At 65.9% G+C, this 16,850-nt stretch carries 13 protein-coding genes; 7 read left to right on the top strand and 6 right to left on the bottom strand.

All coding sequences use genetic code 11. From position 1 onward, the window contains the following. The first annotated feature begins 50 nt into the window (after positions 1-50). Together pstB and phoU are read left to right on the top strand one after the other, a co-directional pair. On the top strand, positions 51-923 hold the full coding sequence (gene pstB / locus NT151_04570; protein ID MCX6538195.1) for a phosphate ABC transporter ATP-binding protein PstB: 873 nt from the start codon (positions 51-53) through the stop codon (positions 921-923). Then, positions 923-1,624 (top strand): phosphate signaling complex protein PhoU, encoded by a 702-nt coding sequence (gene phoU / locus NT151_04565; GenBank protein ID MCX6538194.1) that lies wholly within the window; start codon positions 923-925, stop codon positions 1,622-1,624. Before pstB ends, phoU begins: the two co-directional genes overlap by 1 nt. Before the next feature lie 63 nt (positions 1,625-1,687). Here the strand turns inward: phoU and NT151_04560 are convergent, their stop codons facing one another. Both NT151_04560 and NT151_04555 read right to left on the bottom strand, forming a co-directional pair. Then, on the bottom strand, positions 1,688-3,463 hold the full coding sequence (locus NT151_04560) for an ATP-binding protein (GenBank protein ID MCX6538193.1): 1,776 nt from the start codon (positions 3,461-3,463) through the stop codon (positions 1,688-1,690). Next, positions 3,460-4,194 carry a response regulator transcription factor gene (locus NT151_04555; protein MCX6538192.1) on the bottom strand — a complete coding sequence of 245 codons (735 nt, stop codon included), beginning with the start codon at positions 4,192-4,194 and terminating at the stop codon, positions 3,460-3,462. Before NT151_04555 ends, NT151_04560 begins: the two co-directional genes overlap by 4 nt. A 112-nt stretch (positions 4,195-4,306) precedes the next feature. Here NT151_04555 and NT151_04550 point away from each other — a divergent pair, with 112 nt between their 5' ends. The 3 genes from NT151_04550 to NT151_04540 all read left to right on the top strand — a co-directional run bounded on the left by NT151_04550 (position 4,307) and on the right by NT151_04540 (position 7,401). Continuing rightward, on the top strand, positions 4,307-5,371 hold the full coding sequence (locus NT151_04550) for a M14 family metallopeptidase (protein ID MCX6538191.1): 1,065 nt from the start codon (positions 4,307-4,309) through the stop codon (positions 5,369-5,371). A 315-nt stretch (positions 5,372-5,686) separates the two neighbouring features. Next, positions 5,687-6,346 (top strand): HAD-IB family hydrolase, encoded by a 660-nt coding sequence (locus tag NT151_04545; protein ID MCX6538190.1) that lies wholly within the window; start codon positions 5,687-5,689, stop codon positions 6,344-6,346. Positions 6,347-6,459: 113 nt separating this feature from the next. After that, on the top strand, positions 6,460-7,401 hold the full coding sequence (locus NT151_04540; GenBank protein ID MCX6538189.1) for a 2-dehydropantoate 2-reductase: 942 nt from the start codon (positions 6,460-6,462) through the stop codon (positions 7,399-7,401). A gap of 19 nt (positions 7,402-7,420) precedes the next feature. Here the strand turns inward: NT151_04540 and NT151_04535 are convergent, their stop codons facing one another. After that, complete coding sequence (locus NT151_04535; protein MCX6538188.1) at positions 7,421-8,815, bottom strand: amidohydrolase family protein; 1,395 nt, start codon at positions 8,813-8,815, stop codon at positions 7,421-7,423. A 45-nt stretch (positions 8,816-8,860) separates the two neighbouring features. On the opposite strand from NT151_04535, the gene NT151_04530 reads away from it, so the two are divergent. Together NT151_04530 and NT151_04525 are read left to right on the top strand one after the other, a co-directional pair. Then, the gene (locus NT151_04530; protein ID MCX6538187.1) at positions 8,861-9,685 is read left to right on the top strand and encodes a sulfite exporter TauE/SafE family protein; all 825 of its coding nucleotides are present in this window, start codon (positions 8,861-8,863) and stop codon (positions 9,683-9,685) included. Beyond that, a complete protein-coding gene (locus tag NT151_04525) occupies positions 9,682-9,987 on the top strand; it encodes a DUF1634 domain-containing protein (GenBank protein ID MCX6538186.1) in 306 nt (101 codons plus the stop codon). The genes NT151_04530 and NT151_04525 overlap by 4 nt, the downstream gene beginning before the upstream one ends. A gap of 28 nt (positions 9,988-10,015) precedes the next feature. Here the strand turns inward: NT151_04525 and bfr are convergent, their stop codons facing one another. The 3 genes from bfr to NT151_04510 all read right to left on the bottom strand — a co-directional run bounded on the left by bfr (position 10,016) and on the right by NT151_04510 (position 16,837). Continuing rightward, positions 10,016-10,480, bottom strand: coding sequence for a bacterioferritin (gene bfr, locus NT151_04520; GenBank protein ID MCX6538185.1), 465 nt, complete (start codon positions 10,478-10,480; stop codon positions 10,016-10,018). 232 nt (positions 10,481-10,712) lie between these two features. Further along, entirely contained in the window at positions 10,713-14,105 is a 3,393-nt protein-coding gene (locus tag NT151_04515; GenBank protein MCX6538184.1) for an N-6 DNA methylase, read from the bottom strand. Continuing rightward, positions 14,102-16,837 carry a helicase-related protein gene (locus NT151_04510; GenBank protein ID MCX6538183.1) on the bottom strand — a complete coding sequence of 912 codons (2,736 nt, stop codon included), beginning with the start codon at positions 16,835-16,837 and terminating at the stop codon, positions 14,102-14,104. The genes NT151_04515 and NT151_04510 overlap by 4 nt, the downstream gene beginning before the upstream one ends. Positions 16,838-16,850 lie beyond the last annotated feature (13 nt).

Here is a 16,850-nt window from a genome sequence, read left to right as displayed (position 1 = left end):
GATTCATGAACATGACAACGACTTCATTCACTGAGGACTCAGGACACGGCATGACTGACGTGCAGACACCAACTGAAAGCCCCGGCTTCCGGATGCGCGTCACGGTCGGCGCCGAGGCCGTCGTGCAAGCCGAGGCGAACCGGCAGCACCCGGGCGCGAAGGCGGCCGGCACGCCGGCCATCGTGGTCGATCACGCGAACCTCTGGTACGGAACCAACCAGGCGCTCTTCGATGTCACCATGAACCTGCCGGAGAAGCAGGCGACCGCCTTGATCGGGCCATCCGGGTGCGGCAAATCCACGCTGCTGCGTTGCTTCAACCGGATGAACGACCTTATCGACAACGTCCACGTGACGGGACGCATCCTGGTGCGCGGGCAGGACATCAATGCGGCGACGACGGATGTCATCGAGGTCAGGCGGCGCGTCGGTATGGTCTTTCAGAAGTCCAACCCGTTGCCGAAGTCCATATTCGAGAACGTCGTCTATGGGCTGCGCATTGCAGGGATCAAAGACAGAGCGACGCTCGACGAGGCCTGCGAGCGCTCACTCCAGGGCGCAGCGCTCTGGGACGAAGTCAAGGACCGGTTGCATACCAGTGGCCTCTCACTGTCGGGCGGTCAGCAGCAGCGCTTGTGCATTGCCCGCGCGATTGCCATCGAGCCCGAGATCATTCTGATGGATGAACCCTGTTCGGCGCTCGATCCGATCGCGACGCTCAAGATTGAGGAGTTGATCTTCGAGCTGAAGCGGGACTATACGATCGTGATCGTGACCCACAACCTGCAGCAGGCCGCTCGCGTGTCGGATTCTACGGCATTTTTCTGGCTGGGCAGGCTCGTCGAGTACAGCAGGACCGCGGACCTGTTTACCAACCCGCGCGAAAAACACACCGAAGACTACATCACCGGGAGGTTCGGTTAATGCTACGCCTTCAACGCGACGTAGATCTGGCCGTACTGCGCCGCACGGTCTCGTGGATGGGCGATCTCGTGCTGGAACGGCTGGCATTGGCCGTCCGATCGCTCGTGGATCGTGATGCGGACTCGGCGCGTTTCGTGATCGATCGCGATCGTGACATCGACGAGCTGCAGATCCAGGTCGACGAGCGCGCGCTGCTCCTGCTGGCCCTCCAGAACCCGGAGGCCGGCGACCTGCGATTTGTCGTAGCCACCATCAAGGCAAACGGAGATCTCGAGCGACTGGGGGACCAAGCCGTCAACATCGCCGAGGCCGCGCTGCGTCTGATAAACAAACCAGCGCTTCCGCAGATGATCCAGGTTGGGACGATGGCCCAGCGGGCACTGGCCATGGTCCGCGACGGCCTCACGGCGTTTCTCGACCGGGACGCCGCCATCGCGCGCGAGGTGCTGCGGCAGGACGATGAGGTGGATGCCATGAAGAGCCGCGTGCTGCGCATCGTGCTCGATCACATGACCTGGGATCCCGGCACGATTGAGCGCGGCATGGAACTGGTGATTGTGAGCCGCAGCCTCGAGCGGATTGCCGACCACGCGACCAACATGGCCGAAGACGCGATCTTCCTTGTCGAGGCCCTGGACGTCCGTCACCGCCGGGGGGATGCCGGAGAACCCGGGACGGGAGCGGCCGGCCAGGAATCTTGAGGGCCGGGCGGCCACAGGGGCCCGCCGTCGGTAGTCGATGTTGCGCGAAGCACTTCGATCCCGTTATGGCAGGGTAATCGTAAAGATGGCGCCGCCATCCGGGCGATTCGCCGCGCGCACATCCCCATCCAGCACCTCCACGAGGTGCTTGACGATGGACAGGCCGAGGCCCGTGCCGCCTGATTCGCGCGAGCGGGCCTTGTCCACGCGGTAGAACCTCTCGAAGATACGGACTAGATCGACCTCCGGGATTCCGGGGCCATCGTCGGCCACCGTGACGACCGTGCGGGGCGCCTCCGGTGTCCCGCCGGAATCGGGGGCCGCCGTCAGTTCGATCGTCGTGTCGAACGGCGCGTAGGCCACCGCGTTCTCAACGAGATTCCGAATAGCGTCGTGGAGTTTGGCGGTGTCGGTCAGCAGCGTGGCTGCCGCCGCATCGACATGGGTGATGACCCGCTGCCGCTTGGCGGCGATGGCGGGCTCCAGCTCCGTGACGACTTCGTTGAATATCGACGTCATCCAGACCGGCGCCCGTTCAACCGGCTCCTGACCGGCCTCGAGCCGCGCCAGCCGCAGGAGGTCGTGCACGAGCCGCTCCATTCTCCTGGCGTGGCGCGCGATGATCTCCAGGAAGCGGCGGGCCTCGTCTGGTTCCGGCGCGTCTTCGTCCTGCAACGCCTCAACATAGCCCTGGATAGCCGTGAGCGGCGTGCGCAGTTCGTGAGAGACGTTGGCGACGAAATCGCGTCGAATCCGATCAGCCTGGCGCAGATCGGTAATGTCGTGGAGGACGAGCACGGCGCCGTTCGAACCCGACGTCCCGATGGGAGCCACGCGCGCGACGACCGTGCGATTGACGTCACGCGGAGGCGAAAACTCGAGCCCATCCGGCGTGCGGCCTTCGAGGCCGCTCGCGATGAGGTCGCCGAGACTGGGCAGCCGAACAACGTCCAGATAGGGCTGACCTGTCACCTGCCCCTCGATGCGCAGCAGTCGCTTCGCGGCGTTGTTCACCAGATGCACGTGGCCCTGCTCGTTCACGACCACGACGCCTTCGAGCATGCCGGCCAGCATGGTCTCCATGCGGGCGTGGTCCTGGGCCAGTTCCGAAATCCGGCCTCCCAGTTCACGGGCGGTGGCATCCAGCACGCGGGCCACGGTGCCGAGTTCGTCACTGCCGTAGTCGCGCGACGGATGAGAGAAATCGCCCCCGGCGTAGCGACGGGCCACCACCGCAATCGCGTCGACCCGGCGGGCGACCAGCAACGACGACAGCCACGCCAGTCCCAGGGCACAGGCGAGCGCGACGCCAAGCGCCAGCAGCAGTCCGCGGCGAATCGCATTGACCTGTTCATCTACATCGGTCAATGGCAGTGCAAGCCGCACGATCGACACGACCGGGTGCCTGACGGCGACCGCCACATAGAGGAGGTCAATCCCGAGCGTGGCGCTGTGCCGCCGCTCGATTCCCAACCCGACATGTCGCGCCGTCACGATCTCGGGACGTGCGTTGTGGTTGTCCAGCTTGGCCAGGCCGGCGAGATCTTCGGCGGAATCGCCGACCACCCGGCCGTCGGGCGCCACGAAGGTGACCCGTGCGGAGGTCATCGCCCCGACGCGATCAGCCTCGCCATCGAGCGCAGCGACCGACCCGTCGGTCTGATGCTCGCTGAGCAGTGTGGCGGCCATCCGGGCCTCGGCGACAAGGCTGCGCTCGATGGCGCGAAGCAATTGCGTGCGAAGCGACGACAGGATGAGGGCCGTCGCAACAACGAGTGCGATGGCGGCGACCCCGAACACCGCCAGGAACGTGCGTCCGCGCAGGCCCCTGAATGTCACCGCCCTGATCCCCCCGTGCCGGGCACGGCGTCTTCGTCGTGAAGACCGATTGGCTCGATCAGGCGATAACCGAACTGCTTGACCGTCTCGATGGCATCGGAAAGCAACGGGAGCTTTTCGCGGAGGCGTCGGACGTGAACATCGACGGTGCGGGTGCCGCCCGTGTACCTGTACCCCCAGACATCGGTCAGGAGCAGGTCGCGCGAGAGGACGCGGCCCCGGTGCTGCAGCAGGTACTCAAGCAGCAGGAATTCCTTGGCCGTCAGCCGTACGTCGCGGTTCTCGTCGGTGACCCGATGGCGATCGCGGTCAAGGACGATCGAGCCGAAGCTGAGCGTGGGCTCGCCCGACTCGGCCCATCGCTGGGCGCGCCTGAGCAGCGCACCAACCCGCGCAACAAGCTCGTTGGGGCTGAACGGCTTGGTGACGTAATCATCAGCGCCCAGTTCGAGGCCGACGACGCGATCCGATTCCTCCGACCGAGCCGTCAACATAATGATGGGCAGGGCCCGGGTGCCGGGCGACGCGCGGAGCGCGCGGCAGACCTCGAGTCCGTCGAGACCCGGCAGCATCAGATCCAGGATGATGAGATCTGGAGTGCGTTCCCGCACACGCGACAGGGCCTCGTCTCCAGCCCGGACCACGTCCGCGATATGGCCGGCCCTGGTCAGATACCGGTGCACGAGCTGGGCGATATCGTCATCATCTTCGACGATGAGGATGCGACTCATGCGAAGAGTATACAAGGGCGCAGCCCCTCCGGGGCTCCAGCCCAGGCTGGAACTGGTATGCTCATGCCGGTCACGGCCAACGGCTCAAGAAAATTCCGGGATCAGGGGGCGCATGATGCTGACAACCACACTCTTGGCACTCACGATCACGCTGGCGCCGGGGCAGAAGGCACCCGCTCCAGCCGTGGATCCTCACCCGACCATGAAGGTCGGCACGGCCACCGCCACGCGCGGGCAGAAGGCAACCGGCGCCATCGTGGTGCCGGCCGGCGTCGATGCCGCCACCAACATTGCTGTCGCCATCGTGCACGGCGCGAAGCCTGGCCCTGTTCTCGCCATTGTTGCCGGCGCCCACGGTACCGAGTACAGCTCGATCATTGCCGTCGAGCGCCTCATCCAGACGCTCAATCCGGCCGAGATCACCGGGACCGTCATCCTTGTCCCACTGGTCAATGTCGCGTCGTTCGAGCAGAAGGTCGCGCATGTCAACCCGGTTGACGGCAAGAGCATGAACCGGTTCTATCCCGGGAAGATGGACGGGACGCAAACCGAGCGAGCGTCGTTCCTGATGACGAAGGAAGTGGTCGAGCAGTGCGACCACCTGATCGATCTGCACGGCGGCGACATCGACGAGAGCCTGCGGCCATATTCCTACTGGACTGTCACGGGCAACGCGCGCCAGGACGCCATCTCAAAGGAGATGGTGCTCGCCTTTGGCCTCGATCACATCATCATCTCCGCCGACAGACCGAAAGACCCCGCAGCCTCGCGCTACCTGGAGAACACCGCATCAACGCGCGGCAAACCCTCCATCACTGCCGAGGCCGGGCACGCCGGCACGACCGACACCGACGACATCGCCGCGCTCGTCAACGGTTCGGTCAACGTCATGCGGCACCTGAAGATGCTCTCGGGGGTGGCCGCCGTCGTCGAGAATCCTGTGTGGGTCGAGAAGATCGCGGCGGTGACCAGCGATCAGACGGGCATCTTCTACCCGCTCGTGAAACGTGGCATGACGGTCGAAGCCGGGATGAAGATCGGTTACGTGACCGACTACGTTGGCAAGGTGATTCTCGAGGCACGCGCGCCGGTTGCAGGCGAGGTGCTCTTCATCCGCGCCGTGCCGTCGATGACGAAAGGCGAGACCATCGCCAACATCGGCGTCGTCAAACGCTGACCCTCAGACAGGGCGCGACGAATCGCGCCGGCGTGAGCGGGACGGCGGTTTCCTCCGCGGCCCCGCTCACACAAGCCGGCAAAACGAGCCTTACCGGGACGTGTCGCCGACCTTACGATCGGGGCCCCTAGCCCCGAGCCTGTCCTGGCCCTCACGGCACGTTTTGCAGACTGACGCCCTTCGACTTCGCTCAGGACTTCGCTGTCGGCTTGGTTCGAGGGGCCGTTCCGGAAACCGTCCTCCCGCATTTCGCCACTGGGGCCGGCGAAGGCGGGAACCTCAAGTCCCGCGTCCCGGCAGGAGACGGAAGCCCGGATGAAACGCCTCGTGCTGTTCGATCTCGACGACACGCTGCTCGCCGGCGACAGCGACTATGAGTGGGGCCAGATGCTCATCGACGTGGGCGTGCTCGATCGCACCACCTACGAGGCGCGCAACCTCGAGTTCTATGAGCGGTACAAGGCGGGCGTGCTCAACCTTTCCGAGTTTCTCGCGTTCCAGTTGAAGCCGCTGGCGGACCACTCGCGCAGCCAGCTCGACGCGTGGCACGCGCAGTTCATGACGTCAAAGGTGCTGCCGATGATCCGCCCTGGCGCCAGGGCGCTCATCGAACGCTACCGCGAAGACGTCGAGGTGATCATCACGGCGACCAACCGGTTCATCACGGGACCGATCGCGGAGATGCTCGGCGTAAAGAATCTGCTGGCGACCGAACTTGAGGAAGTTGATGGGCGCTTCACCGGACGGGAGCGGGGAACGCCGTGCTTCCGCGAGGGCAAGGTGATGAGGCTCGAGGAGTGGCTCGCTTCCCGAGGCGAGAGATTGTCTGACTACAGCGAGAGCTGGTTCTACACCGACTCCATTAACGACCTGCCGCTTCTGCAGAAGGTGACCAACCCGGTCGCCGTGGATCCGGATGAGCAGCTCCGCGCGCAGGCCGAAGCGCGCGGCTGGCCCATCATCTCGCTCGACTGACGACCGGTTCTTCGTCATGTCGGCGGAAGCCGGCATCCAGAGAGGTACGCTGACTGGATTCCGGCGTTCGCCGGAATGACGACCTGTGATCGGACGTATGGTAAGTTGCCGATATGTCGATACATTTTGCGGTCGTTGGGGCCGGAGCCGTTGGCGGGTATTACGGGGCGAAACTCGCTGTTTCAGGTCAAAAAGTGAGCTTTCTTGCGCGAGGTGCGCATCTCAGGGCCATCCGGGAGCGGGGCCTGATGGTCTGGAGTCCGCTGGGCGACTTTACGGTGCGGGCGCAGGCCGAAGACGACCCGGCGAAGGTCGGGCCGGTCGACGTCGTCCTGCTGGCCGTCAAAACGTACGACAACGAGACGGTGCTTCCGCGGCTCAAGCCCCTGCTCGGCCCGGCTACCGTGGTCCTTTCGCTGCAGAACGGGGTGGACTCCATAGACGAGGTGGCCACCGTGGTCGGCGAGGAGCGCGTCCTCGGCGGCCCGACCTACATTGCCACGGCCCTTTCGCTGCCTGGGCTCATTGAACAGACCGGCGTACACAGGCGCATCGTGTTTGGTGAGGCGTTCGGTGAGCGCGCGACCGTGACCGAGCGCGTGAAGCGGATAGCCACCGTGATGACTGCGGCCGACATTCAGGCCGAAGCCGTGGCCGATGCGCGCGTCGCGATGTGGGAGAAGTTTATCTACCTGTCGCCGTTTGCCGCGTTTACCGGCGCGGCGCGTCTGCCCATCGGTCCGCTCAGAGACGATCCGTTCATCTACGAGCAGATCATGGCGGCGGTATGCGAGGTCGAGGGCGTCGCGCGGGCCGAGGGTGTCGGCATTCGCGATCACGCCAGCCTGATGGAGTACGTCGCCAACTACGTCACCGCGCTACCGGCGGCCACGCGTTCGTCGTTGCTGATTGACTTACAGATGGGGAAGCGCATCGAACTCGAGGCGCTGGCCGGATCGGTCGTTCGCCGCAGCCGCGCGGCAGGTGTTCCCACGCCAATCATGAGCGCGCTCTACTCGGTTCTGAAGCCTTGGGCCGGGGGAAGCAGACCATAGGGCGACGCATGCGTCGCCCCTACGGAATGACGTGCCCCCCTTTGACGACCATCCAGATCCTGCGCGTATTTCGGATGTCGGCGAGCGGGTCGGCGTCGAGGATGACGAGATCCGCCGCTTTGCCAACCGCGACCAGCCCGACCCGATCCTGAATACCGAGCAGTGTGGCCGCCTCGACCGTCGCGGTCCTGAGTGCCTGCGCCGGCGTCAGTCCTGATGCCACGTAGAGTTCCAGCTCGCGGTGCAGGCTCACGCCTGGGACGACGAACTGCTGCGGCGTGTCGGTACCAGCTGCGATCCGGCCACCGAGGTGCGCGTACACACCTACGAAGCGCTGGAGGATGGGCAGCGTCTGCTTGAACGCCGCGAGCGTGGCCGCCGTCCACTTCGCGCGTCCCATGATGTCGGCCGGATTCCATCCGACCTTGAGGACGCTCTCTGGCACCTCCGAGAGCGCGGGATCCTTCATCAAGTCGGCATCGGCCATGCGGGCAAATGCTTCGTGGAGCGCCAGCGTGGGGACGATGACGATGCCGTGAGCGACCAGTTGCTTTGCGACCGATTCGAGGCGCGCGAACGGAATGCGCTGCCACTCGAGTTCGAAGGCCGTCCAGCCGCCGAGAAAGTCCTGATGCGCGGCCAGCAGTCGCTGCGGGTCATCGAAAGCGGCATCGGCAATGCCGCTCAGGTGCTCGATGCTGGTGACGCCGGCGTCGGCCGCCTGCGTCGCGGTGGCAAAGCCGAGGTGCGCGGCTACTGGCACCCCGCGGGCTCGTGCCTCGGATGCGACCGCCGCAATCAGGACCGGGTCGAGCCGCGTGTAGACCTTGATGACGGCCGCGCCCTGGTCGACGAGCCGGCGCACGGCGGCTCGCGCCTCGCCGAGACTCGCCACCTGGACGGCGTTCTTCCGGAAGCTGCCCACGCCATCAATCAACGGTCCCGACGTCACGATGCGCGGGTGCGCAGGACTGTCGTCCTTAGCGAGCGGGAAGATGAAGGGGCCGTCACTATGCAGGTCGCGGACGCTGGTGACGCCGTACTTGAGGAAGACCGGCAGCGTCCATCCTTCGGCGTGTACGTGCGCGTCGATCAGTCCCGGGATCACCGTGCGGCCCGCGGCGTCGACCACCCGTGCGCCAGAGATGTCGACCCTGGCGGATCCTGCGCCAGAATCCCTCGCACCGGCTGGTTCGATGAAGGTGATGATCCCGGCTCGCATCCCAACGTCAGCCGCGACGATGATGCGGCCATCACCGACGACGACACGGGCGTTGCGAACCACGAGATCGGCGCTAGGAAGTGCTTGTGCGGACATGTGGGTAAGATGGAACAGCGCAACTGACGCGACCATCAACAGCGCGCCTCGCGCAAGGGAGAATCGCCGAGCCACGATGTGACGTGTCTGTTTCACGTAAACCGGGGCGAGGGTAGTATCTGGGGTGATGCGAGTCAAGCGATGTCGCCATTGTTCCTGGGATTGATGATCGTGATGGGTGCCGTTGCAGGCACGATGGGCGCGCTGCTCGGCCTTGGGGGCGGCGTGTTTTTGGTGCCGTTCCTCGTGCTGGCGGCGGGGTTGCCCATCAAGACCGCCGTCGGCATCAGCCTCATCACGGTGATTGCCACATCGAGCACGGTGTCGGCGCACTCGGCTGGACGACAGCTCATCAACCTCCGCCTCGGACTGGTGCTGGAAATCGCGACCGCCGTTGGAGGTCTGATGGGCGGCCTGACGGCACGGTATCTCTCAGAACGGACGATCGAGTGGTTGTTCGCGGTCGTGGCCTGCGCCGTCGCGGGCGTCATGCTGACGAGGCTCGATCGCCGCAACGTGATTACCGAGCCCGATGCGGATCCGGGCATGCTTGGCGGCAGGTTCTACGACGCCGAGGCTGGCCGCACGGTGATCTACCGCGTGAAGCGGTTGCGGCTGGCGCTACTGGCATCGCTCGTGGCGGGGAATGTCTCGACGCTGCTCGGCCTGGGCGGGGGCATCATCAAGGTGCCGGTGCTCAACGCGTGGTGCGGGGTGCCGCTTCGGGCTGCGGCGGCGACAAGCGCTTTCATGATTGGCGTCACCGCCACGGCCGGGGCGGTGATCTACTACGGGCAAGGCTACATCCTTCCGACGCTGGCGGCCGCGACCGTCCTCGGTGTGCTCGCGGGATCGCGACTGGGTCTGCGGCTCGCCATGCGGCTGCGCGCTCGAAGGCTCAAGCTCATCATGAGCGGCATCCTGTTGGTCGTAGCGGTGTTGATGATTGTGAGGGCGGCGAAATGACCCACTCGCCGGCAGCGTCGACACAGGAACTGGAACGGATTCTCGGCCGCGTGCTCCTGATCGGAAGCGGGTTGAGCACGATCGTGCTCGCGCTGGGACTGACGCTCGCGGTGCTGTGGCCGGCGCACTCAGCCGGTGACTGGCTGTTGCGCGCCGGCCTTGTCATTCTGATGGCCACGCCCGCGCTGCGCGTACTCGTATCCGTCATCGAGTACACCGGGCGCCGCGACTGGCTGTTTGCCGGCCTGACAGCGACGGTCTTGCTGGTACTCGCCGGCAGCCTCCTGGTCGCGTGGCGCTAGCCGAGGGTGCGTTCGGCGATCGGCGCCGTTACGCCTGATTCGCCAGGTAGTTCTGCAGCCCCATCTGGGCAATCAGTTCGCGCTGGGTTTCGGCCCAGTCGATGTGCCGCTCTTCGTCGAGCAGGATCTTGGCGATGAGTTCACGCGTGCCGTTGTCGTCGGCCTTGACGGCCGCGGCAATCGTGTCGTTGTAGTTCTTGATGGCGCCAGACTCGGCGTCCTCGTCGGCGACGATCATGTCGGTGACGTTCGCGCCGATCTTCATGTGATTGAGCTTCGACACGGTGGGCGTGCCCTCGAGGAAGAGGATGCGCCCGATCAGCATCTCGGCATGCTTCATTTCGTCGATGGCCTGCTTCTCGAAGGCCTGGTGCAACTTCTCGAAGCCCCAGTTGGCGCACATCTCGGAGTGCACCATGTACATGCTGATGGCCGTCAACTCTTCGGCGAGTCGCTCGTTCAACACCTTGAGAATCTGCGGGTTCCCTTTCATGGCGGTCTCCTGCGGTATGAACCACCGGCATCCGGTGGGAAATAGGACGACAACTGCTAAGAACCGGTTTCAAAACCCGTTCTCGCGGCCTTGGCTCGCCGAAGCCGCCAGCGAAGGCGGCCGCAGTACGGGCCGCTTACGCAGCTATTGAAACCGTCTCCCGTAAGTTTACCTCTCTATGGAGGTCCCATCCAACTCCGGGACGGCTGCCATAACGGCCCGCCGAACGGCATCATCCCAACTCCACGAAAGCCGAAACGACGGCCCGCCGAATAGCGTCATCCACCAACGGAAAGGAACCAAGCACCAGCTGCAAATCCTCTGGCGACAGGCCATACAGCCGTGCCGCCACGGCCTGGAGCCTGGCGTAGACCGCGTTCCAGTCGCGGTTGGGTCGCCCAAGCTGTTGTGCGAGTGCGGCCATGCGCGCGTACTCATCCGAAAGCGCGTCGGGTCGAGGCATCGGTAATCGCTCCACTGTCGTTGTGCCCAGATGGGTCGTCACCCACAGCCGCGCCAGGTAATTGGCGACGAGGCTGTTGAGCATGCCGCACAGAAAGGTCTGATCCCGAAGCGACATCCGCGTTTTCAGGCAGAACACCGTGTGGACGGCCATCGTATGGCGCGGCAGAATCGCGGCGATAAGCGTCAGGCGGTTTGAAGACGAAGCGACATCACGATACGCGAGTCGCGGACGCCTGGCGGCGCGCCAGACAGTTCGGGGCATGAGCGCTTCCGGGCTGGCGATCCACTGGTCGCACTCCGAGACGTGCACGACGAACGGATCCACGTGCTTGCCTTCGACGATGGGGATGTCGCCGGGGCTGGTCGTGAAGAGGCCGCGATCGTCGGTGGCGTTCAGTTCCCGCCCGAACGTTGCACCCCATCCGCGACGGTCCGCAAGCGGCGGGAAGCGTTCGACCAGTTGTTCGACGAGGCGCATGTCCTGCCGGGTACGCAGATGGGGGATGGCCATGCCGGGTCCGGACACGCGCTTCAAGAACTCCGGCGTAATGGTGACGGCGGAGTCGCGACTGAGGCGCCGCGCGGCGCCAGACACAATCGTGTCCAGTTCGGACGGATCACGTGCGCCGAATCGGCAACGCGTTCGCCGCGTTGGTGTGCCGGCCGTTGTGGACAACAGCAGGAAGCGCACACCCCGATGGATAGGAAAGATCCCGGCAGCGTTCTCCAGGCCGACGAGTCGATCCGTGTTGCACTGTTCGAATAGCAGGCGCCGAAGATCGGCGCATCCGTGGTCCGATGCCAGTCCCCATGGCACGACAAGGCCCACCCGTCCGCCCCGACGGACCAGGCGCAGGCTGCGTTCGATGAACAACTGGTACTGATTCGCGTGGCCGTGATTGACAGACCCGTAGACGCCGGCCGCGCGGGCGAATCGCGTGACCTGTGCGGCGAAGACGCGCCGATTCTCGCGCTGGTCGTCGGGACCGCTATCACCCCTGAGCATTTCCCACGGAGGGTTCCCCACGATTGCGTCGAACCCTCCGTTGCGGGCGGGCCGGCCGTCGCCGTCGAAGAAGACCTCGGGGAATTCGAGGGTCCAGTGAAAGAAGCGCCGCCCCTCGGCGATGCGCCTCGCCCGCGCGAGGCGTGATTCGACAAGCCGTTTCGGCAGCGCCGACTGGCCGTGCAGCGCGGCTGCCAGCAGGTCCGCGTACTCGCGCCCGTCGGGTGCCGTGGGTTCGCCCGCGTCCCAGAACCAGCACGCACACCAGAGGTCGGCCGCTCGCTTGAGCGGGACGAGCGGACTCGACGCCGACCACAACCCGGCCAGCAGCCGTTCCTTGTCGTGGACAGCCTCGGCCGTATCGTCTTCGACGCTTTCGAGTTGGTTCCTCACGGGCAGCACCCGTTCGAGTGTCGAGCCGACGTCACTTTCATCAAACAGCGGCAGCGTGGATGAACCTCGCAGCGATCGCCCCGCGCCGGGCGGTTGCCGCGCCAGATCGTCGAGCGATGCGCCCAGCAGGCTGTCTCCGACCGCCAGATGATGATCAAGAAAGGTCAGCGGCCGATCGGATGCGAGCGTGGCCAGCCACAACGACAGGCGAGCGACCTGCACGGCCATCGGATTCAGATCAATGCCGTAGAGACAGCGCCGTGCGACGAGCCTGCGGAATCCGGCGCGATCGGCTTCGGTGACGTCGGCCGGTAGCCAACCCCGTTCGCGTACGAGGGCCTGCTCGTATGCCGAGGCCATGTACCGACACGCGGAGACGAGGAACGCTCCGCTGCCCATGGCGGGATCGAGCACGCGCAGCGAGAGAATCTGCTCCGCGGTGGCGCTCGACACCAACGGATGAAGCGTCTGCCGGACCAGGTAGTCCGTCATGCTCTGCGGTGTATAGAACGTCCCGCTCGCCTTTCGTCGATCGCGCTGGGCGACCAGCGTCACGCCGACCGCAGTCGTTGGACCACGCCCGCCGGTCGATGACCCGTGCGGTGCGCGTGCGATGACGGGCTCGTAGTCGAGCACGCTTTCGTAGACGGCGCCCAGTTGCTCGACTCCCAGATCGCGGAACGAGATCCGTTCGCGGCCATTGGCACCCGGATTCGTCGTCAACGCGACAAGGGCGTTCCCGACCAGGTCGTCGTCGAGCCGGCGTCGTTCGGCGAGCGGCGTCCGAGCCGGTGCGAACAGACGGCCGTTGAAGGGCGTGACGCGCAGCGTGCCTGCATGGCAGCCGGAATGTGCGAGACGCGAGAGCGCCTGGAACGCTTCCCACAGACCCCGCCGGCCCCCGGGGCGCTCGGCTTGCGTGCGCAGCGCTTCGATGGTGTAGCTGGCGCGATACACCGGATGCCACACGGGCACCAGGCCCCGCGATTCGGCAAACAACAGGAACAACATGCGGTAGATGATCGTGAGCGCCTGTTCGAGGACTGCGTCCCGATGCGCCGAACTGGCGGAACGGTAAGGGTCTTCGCGGCTGGCATTGAGTAATGCCTGCAGCAACAGCGCCAGCGCCTCGCGCACGCCGTCGCGCAGCGACGCGCAGACCGCCACGCCGTGGCGGGCTGATTCCACAGTGATGCGCCGCGTGAGTTCGCCGAGCGCCTCTGGTCGCAGCAGTCCCCAGAACAGCGCGAACGACGCCGGAGCGGCCGCGACCACTTCGAGGTCGAAGTCGATGAAGTCCCGGGCGTAGGTGCGACGGGCGTCGCAGAGTCGGAGGCTGCGGCCGTTGAAGCAAGCGACCCATTCCGTGCCGGCGTGCACAGCAAGCCTCGCGATGTCAGTCCAGCTTCGATCCATCGGCTCGCCCCACTGGAAGATCGCCACCGGCAGCGTTGCACCAGTCGCATGTGCCACGGCGGGCAGCATCCTCCCGCGTGTCTGGTCCCGGCTTTCGCACAGGTGAAATCCCAGCGCCTGGACGAGCGGACCGGCTCCCGAACCGGCCAGCGTGCGCAGGCTCGACGCTGGGCCGAGCCGGCTTCCGTGTCGTCTGAACCACGAGCCGATGGCGTGACATGCGCGTTGGCGAGTCGACTCGCCGAGTTGTCCGGCGAACATGTCGGTGAGCCGGCGTTCCGCGAAGACCCCCGATACGAGCGTGCCGGTGACACCGGGCAGGCCGAGGTGGCTGCGCGGCGTCACGGCGTCACCATCAGGATGAACTGAAGTTCGGGGCGCTGCGCCAGGGCGATGTCGTTTCGTGCTCCGGGCGTCATCGCCGGAACTGATGTCGATGTGTCTTCCTTTTCTGTTTCGCGCTGTCGTTCGCCGGCTTCGCGCTCGGTCCGGCGATCGAAGAGACCGCCCTGGATCATCAGCCCCTCGCCGATCGAGACAAGTCCTTGCGCGCGTGACCGCGAGAGACCGGCGGCCATCTCCTGCGCGTGCATGTCGCGCGTCCTGTCGAGGCGTTCAGTAGCGCACCGCAGGGCCAGCGCATCGGATCCCGGGCGAAACGCCGACAGCCACTCCCGCGCCATCGCCACGATGTCGCTCCGGCGGCGCAGGTGCGGAAGCATGAACGGCGTAAAGAGAGGCAGAAGTGCTTCGTCCACCAGCCGGCCCGCCCCGTCAACCGTCGTGGCGCGGTACACGGCGAGTGCGCCAGGTTGCGCAAACCGACCGCGCAGGCGGCGCACGGAAACGGCCGCGACCTTCGGCAACGCGCATCGCCCGGACGCCATGCCGCGACCACGAGTCCGGGGACGCGTGCGGCGTGCGAGGGCTGCCCGGACCGCGCGATGCTCGATCAGGTTGATGCGTTGATGCCGGGCCTCCTCGTCAAGCGACATGCGCTCAACCTGCGAAAACGGCGGCGCCGGCGTCAGGGCTGGCTGCTGCGACCAGGGTGCCGTAGCGCCTGGGTCGTCAGCCAGGACGCATGCGATGGTCATGTCGCCGCCCGGTCCGAGCACCTCGTCTACCGAACCCAGTGTGTCGCGAATGCACTCGAGTCGATGGACCAGGCGGGCGAGCAGGCTCGCTTCGTGGGTGCCGGCTGCGACCAGATTGATGGCGTGCACCGTGCGCCGCTGGCCAATCCGGTCGACGCGACCGATGCGCTGTTCGAGCCGGATGGGATTCCAGGGCAGTTCGAGATTGATGACCAGGCGGCACGTGGCCTGGAGGTTGAGGCCTTCGCCGCCGGCGTCGGTCGCGAGCAGCACACGCGCGGCACCACTGACGAACTGCCGAACCGCCTCGGCCCGCGACAATCGATCCAGCCCGCCGTGCAGGATCGCGCGCGAGACGCCAGCCGGCAGTGCGCGTTCGATCGCCGTCAGCGTGTCGCGGTACTCCGTGAACACGATGCAGGGCTCCGACACCCGGTGAAACAGTCGGGCAAGGACACGCATCTTGCTGTCGGTCTCGACAGCTGCACGCGCCAACTCGACAAGCGACGCCAGCACACGCCGTTCTTCAGGCTCGTCGTCAAACCCTGGCGAGACCAGCGACACCATCGGCGTGTCGTCGAGCGACGAAGCGTCTGCGTCGAGTGGCAGGTCGAGTTGCGCGACGAGCGCCGAGACGGGGTCGGCCAGATGTGCCAGCCGGAATTCGAGCGACTCGGCCAAAGACGCCATACTCGAGAACGCGCGTTTGAGGAGGACGATTGTGGCCAGCCTCGCGTCTGATCCGGCCTCGCCTCTGCGCTCGCGCCAGATTCTCCTCACGTACGCCAGCAGCCGTCTGTGCAACTCGCGCTCCGCGTCGGTCCGCCGCACGGGCAGTAAATGCACACGCCGCGGGATCTTGAAGCCGACGTCTGTTCTCGATCGCCTGAACAGAACAATGGGCTCGTCATCCGCGGCCGCGCCAATCCGGCACAACGCATCGAAGGCCGACTGGTCGCCGGAGTGGGGCGTGGCGGTCAACAGCAGTACCCGGCGAGCCCGGCGTGCAAGCGCATGCGCGGCTGCGCGCCTCAGGCTGTCGCTTGATGCGGCATGCGCCTCGTCTATGACGACGATGTCCCAGTTAAGATGATCGAGACCTCGGAGAACGTCTGGGCGTTTCACGAAGTCAATCGACGCGATGATCAGGTTGCCGACGGACCATGGATTGACCGACGCCGGCAGATCCGCGCGCGCGGCGCGCAACCAGGCCGCGTCGGCGACGGTCGGTTCGAGGCCGAACCGGTCGCGGAGTTCCCCGGCCCACTGGTCGCGCAGCCCGGACGGCGTGAGCACGAGCGCGCGCTGCAACGCGCGGCGCGCGAGCAGTTCGGCTATGACCAGCGCCGCCTGGATCGTCTTGCCGAGGCCGACCGCATCAGCCAGGAGCACGCGCGGCACACCGCGCACCGTCATCGCGAGCGCGGGCTCGAGCTGGTAGGGGAGGATGTCGATGGCGGCCGCGACTGGTGCCGAGAGCTGGTCGCACCGGCGCTCACCAGAGAGCGCGTCGAGCAGCGCCACCATCCAGGCGCGCCGCGTGACGACGACCGGGGCAGGCACCCGGGCGATCGACTCGGGCCGGTCGAACGGTTCGAGCAGCACACGTGTTCGTGTGTCCGGGCAGCCGGCCGGCCTGACCGGCAGGCCGGACCCAGGCGCTGCCTGGTGGGCGCGGGCCGGGCTGGAGCCCGGCGTTCCCAGGAGTTCATTCCCGACACGGTTCGCCCGAATCCCCACTCCCGGCTGCTGTGCCGAGATGCCCACATGGGCTTCCCTGGGATCGCCACGCTCCAGCGTGGCCGGGGCGCGACCCGGGTCGGCGGGTTCGAACGGCAGGTCGGCTGTCATGTCGGCGCGACTGTCCGGCTCGATAGGCTCGAGTTCCAGCTCGGTGCAATCGGCGTGGAGGGTCTGGCTGCGAAGCCGCCAGATGGCGCCCCGCACCGCAAGGAGTTCGCCCGGAATGTGACGTGGCATTTTCTGCCATCAC

The sequence above is a fragment of the Acidobacteriota bacterium genome, assembly GCA_026393675.1.
GTDB lineage: Bacteria > Acidobacteriota > Vicinamibacteria > Vicinamibacterales > JAKQTR01 > JBAXOX01.
The sequence above is the reverse complement of the archived record's forward strand: the minus strand, read 5'-3'. Positions and strand labels throughout refer to the sequence as shown.